We start from the raw sequence: 17,154 nt of genomic DNA, 5'->3' as shown, positions 1-17,154 counted from the left end.
ACTGAATTAATAACATTGATAAGGAGAGGACTTTTTACACATGAAAATAAGTAGATTGTTTCAAATTGTATATATCTTACTAGAAAAAAAATCCATAACGGCAAACGAATTAGCCGAAAAGTTCGAAGTTTCTGTTCGAACGATTTACCGCGACATTGAAACACTTACTGAATCAGGTATCCCTATCTATACGACCCAAGGTAAAGGCGGAGGAATTACCTTGATGGACCAGTTTATATTGAACAAGTCACTTCTTTTAGAAAAAGAACAAGATGAAATCTTATTTTCCCTCCAAAGTCTATCTGTTACAAATTATCCAGAAATAGATGAGATCTTAACGAAACTGAGTCATGTATTTAAAAAAAGTGATACAAAATGGATTGAAGTAGATTTTTCATCCTGGGGAAGTGACACAAAAGAAAAGGAATATTTTTCTCTATTTAAACAAGCTATATTAGATCGTCAAATAATCTCTTTTCACTATATAAATTCAAATGGAGACAAAGGCTTCCGACGAGTTCTCCCTACGAAATTATTATTTAAGGACAAATCATGGTATTTAGAAGCCTTCTGTTTAGATAAAGCAGCTTCTCGAATTTTTAAGATTAATCGTATGTCAAAAATAGAAGTAACAGATGATCATTTAGAACAAATGGATAACGTTGAAACTCTTTCGTTTTCTCCCCCATTCCACGATGACCATCAAGAACGAGCCGATTTAGTTCTAAGAGTTAGCCCTGAGGTTAGCTATCGTATATTTGACGAATTCGATGAAGAACATATTACAATCGAGAAAGATGGATTTTATCACATAACAATCTCTCATATGAAAGGAGAATGGCTGTACAGCTATCTCTTATCCTACGGGAACTATTTAGAGGTTATTGAGCCTACAGACATAAGGAAAGAATTAAAGAATAGAATCCAACAAATGCTCAATCTATATTCAAATACAAAATCCAACTCTTAATATGACATAATGTTGTCAGGTATTGGGGGTTAAAGTAGACCATGTACACAAAGCAAAATACTATTTTGAAAAGTGAGGTTTCAACACTATGGATAAACTTCCCCAAATCATATCTGACTATATCAATGTGTCAAATAACTACGATACTCAAGGATACTTAGCAACATTTTCTGAGGATGCTATTATCAAGGAAGACTCATTAGGAAAAGCGCTCGTTGGAAAAAAGGAAATTCAGCATTACTTTGAAACATACTTCATCAATTACCAAACACAAACAAAAGTATTAACATATACCACATCTGAAAATATTATCGACATGAAAGTCTTATTCACAGGTAATTTCCCAGGTGAAGAAATTAACGGGCTATTTAAATTCACCCTTAACTCCTCTGGATTTATTGCAAATTTAGAAGCTGATTTAGAATAAGCAGAGGACGGTTCTTCCGCCCCCCAAAAAGGGAAGCAGGCGAACCGCCCCTCTGCGTCCTATTTATGAATAAAATACCCAATCACTGCACCGACAAGTGCGGGTACTATCCAGCCTAATCCTAGATCGTAAAATGGGAGTATGTTCTCGTAAAATGCCCCAATCTGATTAAAGAACATAAGCTTAGCTTCTGGCATACTCTTAACAAGTGCCTGATAACCATCCAGTATACTTACAAAAAACGTTAATACCATCGCCATTAAGTACACACTCTGCTTTCCTTTGAATAATGGAGAAACAAGTGCAAGTACGATAAGCACAATTGCTAAAGGATATAAAAACATAAGCACAGGTACAGCAAATTGAATAATTTTGTTTAAGCCTAGATTTGCAAATAAGAAAGAAACTGCACATAGGATAAACACAAAGCTTTTATAGCTAATCTTCGGAAATGCTTCATGAAAAAATTCACTACAAGACGTTATCAGTCCTATGCTTGTTTTTAAACATGCAAGTACAATAATAATTGCGAGCAAAATTCCACCGAAAGATCCAAAATAGTGTTTAGCAACAGCTGCAAAGATGAGCCCGCCATTTTCAAACATTCCCACAGCTTGTACACTTGAAGACCCCATATATGTGATAAATCCGTAAATCAGCATCATTAACAACATAGCAAATATTCCTGATTTCCATGTCGTTTTAGCAATACTTTTTACATCACTAATCCCTTTCGCTTTAATTGCATTAATAACAACAATCCCAAAAGCAAGAGATGCTAGAGCATCCATCGTATTGTATCCTTCTTTAAACCCTGTCATAAAAGCATTATTTAGATAAGTTCCTTGCGGCTCTTGAAAACTCCCCATTGGACGAACAAGGCTTATAATTATTAATAGAAATAAAAACAGTAAAAAAGCAGGCGTTAAATATTTTCCTATCACATCCATAATTTTTGCTGGATTTAATGAAAAATAGTAAACCAGTAAAAAGAAAAGAAAACTAAAAATAGCCAAAAATAGAGCGATATGTCCATCCCCTACATATGGTTCAATCCCTACAGCAAATGGAACCGTTGCTGTGCGTGGAATAGCAAAAAATGGGCCAATCGTTAAGTAAAGAAAGAGAGAAAATAGAAAGCCGAATACTGGATGAACCCGATTCGAAAGCTCACGTACCCCATTACTCCCTGATAATCCAATTGCTAATATCCCGAGAAACGGAAGGCCAATTGCCGTAACTAAAAAACCAGCTAGCGCAAGCCAGAAATTTGTTCCAGCAAGCTGTCCAAGCTGAATAGGAAAAATTAAATTGCCTGCTCCAAAAAACATACCGAAAAGCATCGTCCCAATTAGAGCATACGTTGATAAAGAAATTCTTGATTGCATAGTTCTAATACTCCTTCATAAAAATGCATATAAATTAGATAATACGGGAATCATCAAAAGTTCTCAACCACTTTTTAATGAATATTCTAAAAACAACCTTCTTATTTCCTAACTTCCCGTATACTTAACTTCCAAATCATATGGTCATACCCTATATCCCAATAATCCTTAAAGATATAGTCAGGAGTTCCAAACTTCTTTTTCCAAACAAGCTGTGCATGAACATAACCGCTATCTAAGCAGAATGCCTCTACTCCTCTTTTATCCATCTCCTTATAAATTTCCTTCAATAGAAGACTTCCAATGCCTCTTTGTTGATAGTGTGGGTGTACAAATATCGTACCTACTTCCTTTACATCTTTTAATTGATCGTTGGTACATTGACAAATAAGCGCACTAGAAGGACCGAATTCAATTGTACCAATTATTAAATCCTCTAGTTTAGCAATTAAAAAATACCGTTCCTCCCCGTTGCTTTCCAAATCGATTGCAAGATAACGTTTCTTCGTTTCTATTTCGGCAAGTAAATCCCCCGTTTGATCTTTTATCCCTTCTTTCTGAAAGGTATCCGTTATTACAAGCTTGAAAAAATCATGCAATAAATCAACATCGTCTATTGTTGGTCTTTTAATTGTAATAGGTATCATCTTAGTTCCTTCTTCAAAATCTCTCCTGGTAAGCCATCCATCTCCCCCACCCAATCTGAAGAAAAGCCTTTATTCATTAATATTTTTCTCGAAGCCTTGTTAGCCGGATCTATAATGGCTTTTATAACCCTTACATTTGTTTGCTCCATTAATGACATTAATATCCCCGCAATCGTACTGCCATATCCCTTTCCCCATTGTTCTGGCAAAAGCATATAGCCAAGTTCTGCCTCATCAGACTTTTGTTCGTCTAAAGTCAAATGCCCAAGCCCAATAAACACTTCTGTTTCTGGTTGAAAAAAGGCATATGACCCAAAGACATGATCCCTTTCATTGCGAGTTACTAACTTCTCGAAGTTCGCTTTTGCTTCTTCTAATGGAATGGCTCGCTCTGTAATCTGTGCCATCACTCGTTTATCAGATACTAGCTGAAAATATAACTCAAAATCATTTACAGTAAATTTTCGATACAACATCCTAATCATCCCCTTAATAGTTTATTCATCTTCCGTTCCGGAATTATGACAATCTAGTGAAGTCCGCATATCAAACATCATTTTAAAAAAAGCTAAGGATATTCTAAAACAAAGAAGGGATTATTCAATGGAAAAAAGATTAAATTTGTTAATGTTCAGTGGTGATTATGATAAAGCAATGGCTGGTTTAATCTTGGCCAATAGTGCCCGGGAAATAAATATCGAAGTAACAATGTTTTTCACCTTTTGGGGGCTCTTATTGCTTAGAGACCCAGAAAAAATCGATATGGAAGGCAAGTCACTCTATGAAAAAATGTTTAGTACTCTCACTCCCAAAGACATTGAGCAACTTCCTTTATCTAAAATGAATTATGCTGGTCTAGGTAAAGCAATGATGAAAGAAATGCTTGAAGATGAAGATGCCCCGCCATTGATAGCCTTCTTAAAAGGTGCACGAAAGAAACAAGTAAAGTTTCTTGCCTGCAAACTATCTGTTGATATACTCGGATTTAAGCAAGAAGAGTTTTATCCAGAAGTCGAAATTGTCGATGCCAAGGTCTATCTGGAGGATGCTTTGAAATCAGATATTCAGCTTTTTATTTAAAAATTAAGACACCCATTACTACGCGAGTGAAAAGGGCGGTTAATCTGCTGATGCAAAAGAACCGCCCAAAAAACCCTTAATATATCTCTGTTGCATTAGGATGCAACGTACGGACATGTTTTAAATAGCTTTTCACCTTTTCTGCCTCTTTTATTGAATAACGATAACTCAACTGCTTTCCGACTTCTAATCCTGTTTCCTCAAATAATGCTGTCATCGAAAATAACGCTTCCCAGACTTGATTATACTCTCCACTCGGGTAGGTATCCATGAGTTTCTGCCACGTTTGCTCATCCATATATCGCTTTAAATACTTACTGTTTTTACCTACACTAAGTGAAAAATCTGTTTCGATGCCAGCCTTCCATTCCAGCATTTTTAACAGCATCGCTCTTACAATATTCATATGGTCAATCGCATAAAGGATCTCTTGTCTCCATAACCCTTTGACTACATAGGTAGAGACCCACCAAAATTCATTAAAGCAATCAGCAAACTGTTCGGCTGTCGGCTTTTTTACCCAATAATCCTTATCTGTACTAGGTGGCACATAAGGAAGACTACCATCTTTATCGAACAAAACAATTGTCAGTCCATCCTCTTGACAGTATTTCTCCTTCTCTTCAATTGGAATAAGCATTAAATCTATCCGATTGCCATCTGTAAATAACATAAGATAGGTGAATCTTCCACCAAGCTCTGCTGGAAAAAGCGAGAAATCTTCTGGTGTTTGCATGATGATTTTTTCACCAAAAACATCAATCCAATCTGGTTCAGCCAAAAATGACTGCATATCATCTACTATATAAACAATATCGAAATCTTGAAAAGCATCTTTCGGTACATTCAGATTTGTTCTTGAGCCATTCATACAAACAGCTCTCACTCTATTATCCTCATTCGCTACTTTTAACACTAAATCTAGCATCTGTTGCTCTGTTCGCATCTTATCTCCTCCAATTATGTTTAATCGTTTTTTTCTAATAATTGGCGGCACACGAATCCAAATAGTATCTTGTTATATAAAGTGAAACTTCCATCAGTGGTGGTTTTCCCTCCTCCCCCACTGATAGTTAGTTGAACCAATCGGACCTTTACGGACAGTTGAGCTCCTACCTTTCTTCCTTGAGAGAGGAGTATTACTGTCCGTTAAGAGTGGGATAAAATGTTCTAAAAGGTTCACCGGCAATTGCTCCTTCTAATAAATAATATATGGTCCAAATAATATAGTTAACAAAATAATATGTACCCCAACAAAATAGATAATCCTCGGAGCACCTATCCATTCATTCACTCTTTTTGTCATTATAGCTAAGAAATAAGCAATAACCGCAATTAAAAAGAGGTAGAAATAGGTACTCCCCGTAAATGTTAAATACCCAGGCGCACTTGATAAAATATTGGGCACAAAGAAACGATCCTTAAATAGGACAGCTGCAATTAAATAGACCCCGATACCTGTATGAAAAATCCAAGGTCGATCATAATCTACTGTTCTACTAAAAAATACATACATAAATAGGACAAATAAAATTGGCCATATTAACCAAATGAAGGAAAGCGCAAAGGCAAAGAAGGAAGTCGAAATCATTCCAAATGTCTTTCCAAATGCCTGTAACCAATCTTCAGATGTATGTTTAATTTGTTTGTTTATCTTTGCCAGCTCATTGGAAGAAACATAAACTTTATTGCCAGCTCCATCAAGATCCATCCACGCAACTGTATCCTCATTTAACCATTGAGGAATAGTGGAAATAGCAGCTGTGTTACTGCGTCGTTCTGACTTTGTTTTACCTTCCTCACCTATTTCCGCTTCATAAATATTGAAGCCCTTTTTCTCATTATATTTTGTTTCTGTAAAACCATTCGCCTTAAATAAAAGACGTGGCTTTCCATCTCTATATGTAAAAGCAATATCCGAAATTTCCGTTAACTTGCCGCTTTCTATCGCAGGATCCTCAAACTTTAATTCATACTGTTCAGGTTGTTGTCCTTTTGTTATATCAATTTCAGCAAAATAGTTGAAATACTCTGGTTTTCCTTGCGTTAATTCCAGTTCTTCCTGAAGCAATAATGCCAGCTTTTGCTCCTCAAAAGTAAAGGAAATATTATTCACTATTTTGCCAGGATCGACCTTTACTTTTGTGTTATATAAACGATTGATCTTCCCATTTTCAATACGATATAAAGTGAGATCTACATTACCTTTTGCCTTTGCAAATAACAGAAGGTGAATACCATCCTCCTTTTCCTCTATCGATACCTTTTCTTTCTCTAAATCAATCGCCATTATTTCCGATGATTTTTTTGTTTCAGGATTTAATTGAAAAAGCTTGTTTTCTTTTACATAAAGAATGGTCGTCCGTAACGGAAAGAACGCCTCTACATCTGCAACCAATTGCGTCTTATCTTGGTCAAAAATATTTTTATAGTCAAAATAAATAAGCTGATTATTTCCCTGATATATTTGCGTCCATTTGTCTACAGGTATATCATAATTCTTCTCTTCCGCTATCTGAAACTCCTTGTTCATGGTCACGGTATGCAATTTATTTTCCTGAAAAAAGGAGAACAAGTAATGACCATCCTTTGTTTCTATTATTGCTGGTAATTTATTTACTTGAGATTTCCCAACTAATAATCCTCTACTCCAATCTGGTTCTGGTTGTGCTGTAACCTTAGAAAAATTTTCGACAAATAATAAAAACAGTCCTAATAAAATCAGCACAACTGGTATGATCCAATATAGTTTTTGTAGTATCCAGGTCTTCATCCTACTCCCCCATGCTGTTTCAAATTAATTCTCATTGTATTGCGAATAAAATAATAATAGCATATTTTCTGACAAAATATGCTATATTATTTTATCCATTAGAGGGGTTTTCCTTCCTCCCCACTGATGGTTAGCTGACAATCTGACCTTTACGGATAGTTGATCTCCCACCTATCTTCCTCGTATACTCATAAGCTTGAGGAGGGAATCTTGCTGTCCGTTAAGAGTGGGATAAATCGACAATAGCTGAGCTTCTCATGATTTGACGACCTAATCAGGTCTTGTTAAAATACAGGATGTAAAAGTTTGTGAATAAATTCACAATAATAACTTTTGCATCATTAATATGTTAGAAAGAAGGTGCAAATAAATGAAGAGAATTATTACATTAAGCACTCGTAAACTTAATGATACCGTAAAATATGGTGGCTGTGGGGAATGCCAAACTTCCTGCCAATCAGCTTGCAAAACTTCTTGTGGAATTGCTAATCAAAAATGCGAGAACCCTTGGAACCGATAGACTGCCCATTGTCTACCAAGAACTACCTTTATTCAATGGGGAATATCTCATTCCCCATTGGTTGAAATCCGAATATCACCGTGAAAATTAAACTAACTACATAAGCAAAAGGAGCTTATTTTCAAATGATTCATCAGTATAAACTTAATGGATACAATATTGTGATGGATACTTATAGTGGTTCGGTTCATGTTGTTGATGATCTTGCCTATGAAATCATTGCTCTTTATGAGACGACATCTACTAAAGATATTATTGATGGCCTACTTAACAAGTATACCGCTGACCCTACCATCTCAGAAAAAGCAATTTTCGAGACAATCGAGGATATAGAACACTTAAAAACTACAGGGCAGCTGTTTACAGAGGATGAATATAGAGATTTATCTATCCATTTAAAAAAGCGACGTACATACGTAAAGGCACTCTGCCTCAATGTTGCCCACACTTGTAATTTATCCTGTGATTACTGTTTCGCGAGCCAAGGGAAATACAATGGAGAAAGAGCCCTCATGAGCTACCAAGTTGGAAAAAGTGCCATTGATTTTCTTTTAGAGAATTCTGGGCACCATCGAAATCTTGATATTGATTTCTTCGGCGGAGAACCACTGATGGCATGGAAAGTCGTAAAAGATATTGTCCATTACGCTAGGAGTAAAGAAGCAGAATATCATAAAAAGTTCCGTTTTACCTTTACAACCAATGGCATGTTATTGAATGATGAAGTGACTGACTTTTTAAATAAGGAAATGGATAATGTTGTGCTTAGCCTGGATGGAAGAAAAGAAGTTCATGATCATCTCCGAAAAACGGTTAATAACAAAGGGAGCTATGATTATATCATCCCGAAATTTAAGCGCTTTGTTGAAAAACGTGGGGATAAAGAATACTATATTCGCGGAACTTATACCCATAACAATCTTGATTTCACCAATGATATTTTTCATATAGCAGATCTTGGATTTGATAAACTATCGATGGAACCAGTTATTTGTGATTCATCAGAACCTTATGCATTAACAGAAGCAGACCTTCCGGAAATTTACCATCAATATGAAGTGCTAGCTAAAGAAATGCTAAACCTCGGAAAAAATGGAAACAGCTTTACCTTTTACCATTATATGCTGGATCTTTCTGAAGGCCCTTGCATTCAAAAAAGAATATCTGGCTGTGGTTCTGGAACCGAGTATTTAGCTGTCACTCCATGGGGAGAACTCTTTCCTTGTCATCAGTTTGTTGGTGATAAAGAATTTAGTATGGGCAATGTATGGGCTGGCATCACCAAGCCGGAACTGCAATGTCAGTTTAAAGAAAATAATTGTTATTCAAAGGAAGAATGTCAAAAGTGCTGGGCAAAGCTTTACTGTAGTGGAGGCTGCCCTGCAAACACACTACATGCAACTGGTTCTTTACAAGGCACGCATGACTTTAGTTGCGATATTTTCCGTAAACGAGTCGAATGTTCCATGATGGTGAAAGTTGCTGAAACGCTGCGAGCAATGGAAGAATCAGAATATGCATTAACAGAAGAATAATCCATATTAATTCTGCCTCTATTTCTATAGAGGCAGGCTTTATATCCATTAACTATCTAAATCTTATTCTACTAAACATTAACATGGTATCTTCCTCGAGGCACAACTAAAGGAGTACCTGAAACAGGATCATTAATCACCGTGCAATTAAGACCAAAAATATCTTTTACCAATGTACTTGTAATAATATCTACCGGTTTTCCTTCTCCAACAAGTTTACCTTTCTCAAGTGCAAAAATATAATCTGCATAACGGGCGGACAGGTTAATATCATGGAGAACCATCACAATGGTCGTACCATATTTGCGATTAAGGTCTGTTAGCAAATCTAATATTTCTATTTGATACGTTATATCTAGAAACGTTGTCGGCTCATCAAGAAATAGAATATCCGTTTGTTGCGCTAAAGCCATTGCAATCCAAACACGTTGCCTTTGGCCACCTGATAGCTCATCGATATCACGATTAGCAAATTCTGTTATCTTCATAATTTCCATTGCTTCCGCAACTGCTTCATAATCTTTCTTGGACCAACCACTAAATAAGGCCTGATGAGGAAAACGCCCACGACCAACTAAATCTGCTACTGTTATTCCTTCTGGCACAATAGGAGATTGAGGTAAAATACCGAGAATCCGTGCTAATTGCTTTGGTGGAAATTTGCTAATCGATTTTCCGTCCAGTGTTATGTTACCAGACGAAGATTTAATAAGATTCGATAGCGTTTTTAAGAGAGTGGATTTTCCACAACCGTTTGCTCCAATAATAACACTGATTTTATTACTCGGAATTTCAAGCTCAATGTCTTGTAATATCATTTTATTTTCATAGCCAGATGTTAACTTTTCAGCTCGAAATTCATGTATCTTTTCCATTACAATTCTTCCCTTCGATTCATTCGAATTAATAGCATAATTAAGTACGGAGCACCTAGAATACCAGTAATAACACCTACTGGATATCTAGCAACGAACGCAAACTGGCCAATAAGATCCGATGCTAAAACTAAAATGATCCCCACAAGACCTGCTGGAATAACACTAGAAAAACCAATACCAACTAGTCTTTTGGCGATAGGTCCAGAAAGGAAAGCAACAAATGCAATGGGTCCTGTTGTAGCAGTAGCCAGCGCAATAATAAGTACAGAGCTGATTATCAATATTAGCCTTGTCCTATCTGTATGAATTCCAAGGGAAGTTGCAGTTTGCTCACCAAGTTCTAACATATCTAATCGCTTGCCAAGTAAGATGATAATTGGAGCAAAGAGAAGGACAGCAATAATAAGTGGATAAACATTCTCCATTTTAGCTCCATTTAAACTACCACTTAACCATCTCATGGCTGTAGGTACATCATGATGTTGGCCGATAAGCAATAGATAGGATATTACCGCATTGAGCATTGCTTGTATTCCAATTCCTATTAATATTAATCTACCAATCGAAAAAGAAGAACCTTTTGACAATAGAAAAATAACAATTACTGTGACTAGTCCGCCGATAATAGAGGCAATCGAAACAAAAGTACTACTTGCATGAAGCACAATGATGCAAAATACAGCAGCAGCACTTGAACCAGTTGTTATTCCGATAACATTTGGGTTTGCTAACGGATTACGAAGCATCGTTTGAAACACATATCCAGAGATACCAAATGCAAAGCCAGCAAAAACACCTGCAACCATTCTTGGAAAACGGATGGTTCCCACTGCAAAGGAGGCTCCTTTTACTTGCTCACCTAGTAAAACACTGATTACATCTGAAACAGGATATATAGTGTTTCCTAACATAAGCATCGTCCAGCATAGCGCAAAAGAAATAATTGCTAGGAGGCAAGTCACAAGTATAAAACGACGACGTCTTTTTAATCTACCTACCATAATAAGATTCATTGATTCATTCATCATAACGTACGCATTTTCGCTTTCATAGTTATTAAGATTAAAATAGGAGCACCAATAAAAGCAGTAACTACTCCCACTTCAAGTTCACCAGGACTTCCGATGATTCGGCCACATACATCTGAAATAGTTAATATAATAGCTCCTGCTACAGCGGACATCGGAATAATGTAGCGCAAATCAGGACCAATAATGAGACGAATCACATGGGTTGCAAGTAATCCAATAAAACCAATTGGGCCTGCTAGTGCTGTTGCCGCACCACATAATAGTACTCCTCCAAATGCTGCGATAAGTCTAAGTGTACCAGTACGTACACCTAATCCTGTAGCAACTTCATCCCCTAACGCTAAAGCATTTAGGGCTGGAGCGGAAAACAAGGCTATTAGAATACCGACGATAAGAAAAGGAATAAAAATAGAGATAGAGTTCCAATTTCCAGAACCAACGCTGCCTACCTGCCAAAATCTAAATTGATCCATCACATTTGAGCGCGGGATCATAATTGCCATTACAAGAGAGGATAATGCTGCACTTGTCGCCGCCCCAGCTAAAACGAGTTTAAGGGGGGTGGCACCGCCACTCCCCATCGAACCAATTCCGAATACAAAAATGGCAGTTAAGATTGCTCCTGCTAATGCAAACCAAATGTATTGACTAGCAGTACCAATATGAAAAAAGGATATTCCACAAACGACGAATAGTGCCGCACCTGTGTTTACTCCTAATATGCTAGGATCTGCAATAGGGTTACGTGTGACGGACTGCATAAGAGCCCCAGAAACTCCTAATGCAGCACCACACATAAGACTAAAAACAGTTCTAGCAATTCTTTGGCGAACAACATTTGCTCCGTGTGACTGGACATCAGGATGGAATAAACCATCCATTATTTCGTTCCATCCAACAGTACGAGACCCAAAAGCAAGAGACACCAATATACTTATACCGAGTAAGACAATTGAAAGTATTAATACGCTAATAAATCTTCTCGGAATTACTAACTGCTTATTTTTTAAAACGGATGTATGTTCCATTTATTTCACTTTGCTTACAGCTTCTGAGAGTAAAGTTAAGTACTCATCGATAGAGTATTCAATAGAAAGTGTACTTGGAGTTCCTGCTGCTGCAAGTGGAGTATTATCCTCAATAATAACAACAGATCCTCTCTCTACAGCAGGAATCTTTCCATAAATCGGATCAGCCTGTAAAGCAGCAAGTGTTTGATCATTTCCATATGATACAAAAATATCTACATCGTTTAGTATATCTGCATTTTCAGCACTTACTTCCAAATAGAAGCTAGTTGGATCAGTAATTTGACTTGTAATACTTTCCGGATATTCCATTCCTAATTCTGTCAAGAATTCACCACGTGGATCTGCTGGTGTGTAGATGTAAAACTTAGATAAATCAGCACCATTGACACTTACAAATGCTGCTTTTTTCCCCTTAATTCCAGGGTGTGCACTTGCTTTATCTGCAATTAATTTTTCTGTATCCGCAATAAGCTGTTTTCCTTCTTCTTCCATACCCATTCCCATAGAATTGTATGTTACTTGTTCACGCCAAGTTGCTACCCAAGGATTTTCTTGATAAGCAACAACTGGAGCAATTTCACTTAATGTATCATATTCTTCTTGCGTAATACCTGAATATGCTGCAAGAATAACATCTGGATTAGAATCAGCAATCGCTTCAAAGTCTAAACCATCTGTATCTTGAAAAATATTCGGATTTGTTTCCCCTAATTCTTCTATTTTCGCTTTCGTCCAAGGTAACATACCGCTTTCATCTTGCACTCCGTAGTTTGCTGCTGAGAAACCTACAGGTACAACCCCAAGAGCAAGTGCAACATCATGATTGGACCATGCAATAGTAGCAACACGTTCAGGCTTCTCCTCAATTACTGTCTCACCAAACGCATGTTTGATAGTTATTGGATATTGAGAATCTGTATTTGAATCATCTGATTTTGTTTCATCTGATTTAGGTGTTGACTGACTTGAACAACCCGCTAATAAAAGGATTGCTACAATTGAGAATAATAAAATATGAATAAATGGCTTTCTTTGTTTTTTAAACATATGTATGTCCCTCTTTTTCTATTTTTATAATGATTATCATTCTCAATTATAATACTTGTTTTTTATTTTTCTGTCAATTACAAAATAAATGATGACATTTAATAATCCCTTTCGTTCTAATCCTGGATTAAGAAATCGACCAGCACATAGGAAGATAAGAATAATAAAACCAACAAGTGATATAACTCCTAGTTTACTTGATGCGGATTCATAGATAATAAACTGATCATCTACAAATATACTTTCCTTAAAATCTTGATAACTTACATGTAAATAGACCAATAAAGGGAGGATAAAAAAGAAAAATAGATAAATGAATATCCATCGCTTTCCTCGATGTTTAAATTCAGACTTTGACGTTTTCATTATTTGGCCACTGATATAGAGAGGAAGACTAATAACCCATAACAGTATATTGGCAAAAATAATATCCTCTTGAAAGTTTAAAGCACTGCTAAGAGCAAGTACCAAACTAATAATAATGATTACTATACCACCAATTTTTCTCATACGACTCCCCCTTGTTTTCGTAAGTGCTGATTATTCGTCGAAATAATTACTTAAACTGTTTTTCTACTTTTTCTAGACAGCATTCATCCACCAAATCCCTGTATTTGTAATAGATCGGACGTAATGTTTCTATGTCTCTTGCGATAACTTCACACCCTCTATCATCAAAAATATAAAGGATAATACTTTTTGTGACATTAATAAAAAATATATCTGGATATATTCCAGACTGTAGACAAACTCCTGAATTTTAAAATAAAAGTTTGTATATAGTATATTTATTAGTCCCTTTGAATGGGATGTTGCTTTCCGCTCCAGGGGTTCGCTTTCCGTGGGGCTCGCGCTGAGCCGCTTCGGCTTACAGCCTGCAGGGTCTCAGCTGTCTCGCTAATCCCACAGGAGTCTCACCCCTTCCACTACAAGCAACGCATAAAAATTCTATTTAACTTTTTAAAAATCATTTTGTCGACAAACTGAAATATATCTGGATATATTCTTTTAATTTCATTACTTCTACCCCCTCTGTTTGGCGTGTTTGTCAAGGGCGATTGCGTGGCTTCACCACCCAATCACTGGAAGAGATCAGTGAGTTTTCATAGAACTTTTGACACTACCATTATCCATTTCTTTTAACGACTCTTTTTAAGAACCGTCTGACCTTTTATAAATGTTTATCCCTTCCAAAGTGCCACCTCAAATTGTTATTTAATAAAAGTATAGCGTGAATCTATTCATCTTCAAGGATTTATGCGGTCGTGGACTATATAAGTGAATCGGTTAGTATTAAATATTGGAAACCTTAGGGGGACTCGTTTAAGTAATAAATAAACCAAAAAGCCAAATAGTCTTTATAACTATCTGGCTTTTTGGTTTACATATAAAGGAGTACACAAAAGATTTTAGACTGTCTAACGTATTTTTAAATAATCAGGAATATCTTAGGGGAATGATTAATCCTGACACAGTTTAATTCCATTTCATCTTTTAGATTCCTTGTTTTTATTAACATAACCTTTAACTATTTTTAGACTGTATCAGAGAATGATTTTCTTTTCGTCAGCCAATCTGCAAAAATGAAGATAAGAGCATATATTGGGAGCGAATATGTATATTTCCATCCAGTTAAAACGTAAAAGCCTGCCCATACAAAAATAGGTTCACCGATATATGCGACCAGTGCTCCATAAAACAATCCTTTCTTCCATGCTGAAATATGGGGCTTTGTCTGAATTAAAAACATGATTGTTACAGGTAACATACAAAAATTAAAAGGAAGCCATGCAGGAAAAGAAGGAGTAAGTTTACCCGTATAATACCATAACCCCATTGCTACACCTATGTAGTCCAAACACAGCGAAATTAAAATTACTAATATGCCTGCATATAATAGACGATTGGTACTATCCTTTTTTCTATAGAAAATCCAGAATACCCATGCTCCTACTGATAATATAACTGACAGCCACCAATCCCATTGGAGAAATGTCTCATCCAACCAAAGCCGACCATAATTTTCATGGAGTTGATGAAAACTTTCGAACAAGTCCTCTACTTCATTCATTTTCTTCCCTTTATCCACATACCTCAGCCCTTCGTTGCAATTTACCATATTATTGTTCATTAATATCCATTAAAAAATTCAAGATATATGCAAAGATATGTATACAAATAAGCGGTACAAAAATAAAATCGCATTGGTTTTAATTTCCATGCGGTTTTCATGCGGAGATTACATTTAACTACTTTCTTGGTTGGTGACTACGTATTCTCTTTTGGGCTCGGTGAACTTATTCTTCATATGGCTTGCCAAAGGATTTCGGTAATGAGTTCATCATTCTTGAAAGAATGTCACTGCTATCCATACTTTTCCCCATTAATGGATGTCCTAACTGATTAAGTCTTTGCTGCCTTTTTATCGGATTCTCATAGATCGTTTGCCCTTTCCAAGCCTCATCAATCCAATGTTTGATAAAACTTTGGGTTTTATGGTCAAATTCATTAAAATCTCGACTGTAATCCATCCAAGTACTGACATGGCTCCTAAAGGTATCCGTTATTGGTCTTTCCCATGAAAATAACTTTTCTATCGCAAACGCTACAGCACCTATATAAGTTTCCTTAGGCATTCCCTTTACATGCATATATAGTTGACCAAATGGTCCACTACCCTTCTTTCTAGCATTTGCTGTAGTCATTAATAAAACCAATACCCCAAAAAGGTTTTCTACTTTTGAGAAATTCAAATGGGAACCAGCGGCATTTAAATAATCTGATTCTTCAGTGCTAGAACACTTTTGAGCAAGCGTTTCAAACATTTCGAGGACTTTTTCTTCAAAATCTATTGGAATCAGTGAAGAATCCATAATAGCCCGAAATTTTTGGCATCCCTGCATAAAACCTTCCTCATTAATGACCTGTTTAAGGGCTTGTATTTCTAATGGTGAAACAACTTTTTGCGTTTGAGGCACATTAGGTGTAAAAATGCTTTTAATTTCCTTATCTGTTTTTTTAATCAGTGTTTGTGTTACAAATTCATTTAAAAATTTTTCGAATGCTTCTTGGTTACTTCTACTTTCAGGGAATTCCTTCATGGGGTCAATTAACTTGATACCATACTGCTTACAATGCTCCTCTAATTCATCACTATACTCCCAAGCAAGCATATATGAAACAGGCATATTCCCTCTGAAGACTACTTCAATTTCCTTTAAAATTTCCTGTATATTTTTATCCCGAAGGCTATACCCTATAAAAAATAGCCGTTTTGCAAGAAGGTCAGACCTTAATCTAATGTTCAGAAAATGGTCAACTGATCCCATTCTGTTTTCATAATCACCTGCTGTAAACACTATTGAATCCGGAACGTATAAATCCCCATGGAATTTAATAAAAAATCTATCACCGGGCATAGAATTTGCTAAATCCGATAAGGTTGTTATTACTTTTAAATCTCGGCCATATTTCTCAAAACATTTTTCCATTATATTGTCCTGATTAGTAGTATAAAGCACCCCTACTCCAAGACTCATCATTGCTAAGTGTGCGAAACCTAATGAATCAGAAAAATCCTCTATTAACAATTTTGTTCTTAAATATTCGCAAAATCTTTCTTTAGAAAAAGTATCTACATATTGCTGAGCCACAACTAAATGGTCCTGTTCATCAGTAGATAGTTCTTCTGCCAATCCGTCCCTTATCGTATCCCAATCAACTTTCAAATGTGGAACTGAACACCCAGCCCCTAAGAAGGGAACCAATTTATGTTTGGCTGCCAAATCAGCCAATTCATTTATTATTTTATCCATAATTATTTCACC

Annotated in this window: 17 protein-coding genes and 1 pseudogene; 5 read left to right on the top strand and 13 right to left on the bottom strand. The window is 36.2% G+C overall.

The window, feature by feature from the left end:
- Nucleotides 1–55: 55 nt before the first annotated feature.
- Together NKG37_RS07705 and NKG37_RS07700 are read left to right on the top strand one after the other, a co-directional pair.
- Nucleotides 56–970, top strand: coding sequence for a helix-turn-helix transcriptional regulator (locus NKG37_RS07705; protein WP_254416044.1), 915 nt, complete (start codon nt 56–58; stop codon nt 968–970).
- An 88-nt stretch (nt 971–1,058) separates the two neighbouring features.
- Nucleotides 1,059–1,397 carry a Cif family virulence factor gene (locus NKG37_RS07700; RefSeq protein ID WP_169187656.1) on the top strand — a complete coding sequence of 113 codons (339 nt, stop codon included), beginning with the start codon at nt 1,059–1,061 and terminating at the stop codon, nt 1,395–1,397.
- A 59-nt stretch (nt 1,398–1,456) separates the two neighbouring features.
- Here the strand turns inward: NKG37_RS07700 and brnQ are convergent, their stop codons facing one another.
- From brnQ to NKG37_RS07685, 3 genes are all read right to left on the bottom strand, one after another.
- The gene (gene brnQ, locus NKG37_RS07695) at nt 1,457–2,785 is read right to left on the bottom strand and encodes a branched-chain amino acid transport system II carrier protein (protein ID WP_169187655.1); all 1,329 of its coding nucleotides are present in this window, start codon (nt 2,783–2,785) and stop codon (nt 1,457–1,459) included.
- Between the two features lie 101 nt (nt 2,786–2,886).
- Nucleotides 2,887–3,432, bottom strand: coding sequence for a GNAT family N-acetyltransferase (locus tag NKG37_RS07690; RefSeq protein WP_016201427.1), 546 nt, complete (start codon nt 3,430–3,432; stop codon nt 2,887–2,889).
- Nucleotides 3,429–3,917, bottom strand: a complete 489-nt coding sequence (locus tag NKG37_RS07685) for a GNAT family N-acetyltransferase (protein WP_101729121.1) — start codon at nt 3,915–3,917, stop codon at nt 3,429–3,431. The genes NKG37_RS07690 and NKG37_RS07685 overlap by 4 nt, the downstream gene beginning before the upstream one ends.
- 118 nt (nt 3,918–4,035) lie before the next feature.
- Between NKG37_RS07685 and NKG37_RS07680 the strand changes: the two genes are divergently transcribed.
- Nucleotides 4,036–4,512, top strand: a complete 477-nt coding sequence (locus NKG37_RS07680) for a DsrE/DsrF/DrsH-like family protein (protein WP_016201429.1) — start codon at nt 4,036–4,038, stop codon at nt 4,510–4,512.
- 76 nt (nt 4,513–4,588) lie between these two features.
- Here the strand turns inward: NKG37_RS07680 and NKG37_RS07675 are convergent, their stop codons facing one another.
- On the bottom strand, nt 4,589–5,458 hold the full coding sequence (locus NKG37_RS07675) for an aminoglycoside 6-adenylyltransferase (RefSeq protein WP_169187654.1): 870 nt from the start codon (nt 5,456–5,458) through the stop codon (nt 4,589–4,591).
- A gap of 252 nt (nt 5,459–5,710) precedes the next feature.
- Entirely contained in the window at nt 5,711–7,285 is a 1,575-nt protein-coding gene (locus NKG37_RS07670; protein ID WP_101729123.1) for a DNA translocase FtsK 4TM domain-containing protein, read from the bottom strand.
- Between the two features lie 370 nt (nt 7,286–7,655).
- Between NKG37_RS07670 and scfA the strand changes: the two genes are divergently transcribed.
- Entirely contained in the window at nt 7,656–7,805 is a 150-nt protein-coding gene (gene scfA, locus NKG37_RS07665; RefSeq protein WP_016201432.1) for a six-cysteine ranthipeptide SCIFF, read from the top strand.
- Between the two features lie 125 nt (nt 7,806–7,930).
- Nucleotides 7,931–9,340, top strand: a complete 1,410-nt coding sequence (gene scfB / locus NKG37_RS07660) for a thioether cross-link-forming SCIFF peptide maturase (protein ID WP_169187653.1) — start codon at nt 7,931–7,933, stop codon at nt 9,338–9,340.
- 71 nt (nt 9,341–9,411) lie between these two features.
- Here scfB and NKG37_RS07655 read toward each other — a convergent pair whose 3' ends face one another.
- From NKG37_RS07655 to NKG37_RS07620, 8 genes and pseudogenes are all read right to left on the bottom strand, one after another.
- A complete protein-coding gene (locus NKG37_RS07655; protein ID WP_016201434.1) occupies nt 9,412–10,215 on the bottom strand; it encodes an ABC transporter ATP-binding protein in 804 nt (267 codons plus the stop codon).
- Nucleotides 10,215–11,246, bottom strand: a complete 1,032-nt coding sequence (locus tag NKG37_RS07650) for a FecCD family ABC transporter permease (RefSeq protein ID WP_040342676.1) — start codon at nt 11,244–11,246, stop codon at nt 10,215–10,217. Before NKG37_RS07650 ends, NKG37_RS07655 begins: the two co-directional genes overlap by 1 nt.
- A complete protein-coding gene (locus NKG37_RS07645) occupies nt 11,243–12,277 on the bottom strand; it encodes a FecCD family ABC transporter permease (RefSeq protein ID WP_016201436.1) in 1,035 nt (344 codons plus the stop codon). Before NKG37_RS07645 ends, NKG37_RS07650 begins: the two co-directional genes overlap by 4 nt.
- The gene (locus NKG37_RS07640; RefSeq protein ID WP_101729126.1) at nt 12,278–13,327 is read right to left on the bottom strand and encodes an iron-siderophore ABC transporter substrate-binding protein; all 1,050 of its coding nucleotides are present in this window, start codon (nt 13,325–13,327) and stop codon (nt 12,278–12,280) included.
- 42 nt (nt 13,328–13,369) lie between these two features.
- Nucleotides 13,370–13,837, bottom strand: a complete 468-nt coding sequence (locus NKG37_RS07635) for a hypothetical protein (RefSeq protein ID WP_016201438.1) — start codon at nt 13,835–13,837, stop codon at nt 13,370–13,372.
- Nucleotides 13,838–13,883: 46 nt separating this feature from the next.
- A pseudogene (locus tag NKG37_RS07630) lies at nt 13,884–14,057 on the bottom strand (DUF3885 domain-containing protein); the annotation flags it as partial.
- A gap of 804 nt (nt 14,058–14,861) precedes the next feature.
- Entirely contained in the window at nt 14,862–15,416 is a 555-nt protein-coding gene (locus tag NKG37_RS07625; RefSeq protein WP_224428577.1) for a CBO0543 family protein, read from the bottom strand.
- A 208-nt stretch (nt 15,417–15,624) separates the two neighbouring features.
- Nucleotides 15,625–17,142, bottom strand: coding sequence for an SIR2 family NAD-dependent protein deacylase (locus NKG37_RS07620; RefSeq protein WP_254416043.1), 1,518 nt, complete (start codon nt 17,140–17,142; stop codon nt 15,625–15,627).
- Nucleotides 17,143–17,154 lie beyond the last annotated feature (12 nt).

Source organism: Niallia sp. RD1, assembly GCF_024219955.1.
GTDB classification, from domain to species: domain Bacteria; phylum Bacillota; class Bacilli; order Bacillales; family Cytobacillaceae; genus Niallia; species Niallia alba.
Note: the sequence above shows the minus strand (reverse complement) of the source record. Positions and strands in the feature narration are given on the sequence as shown.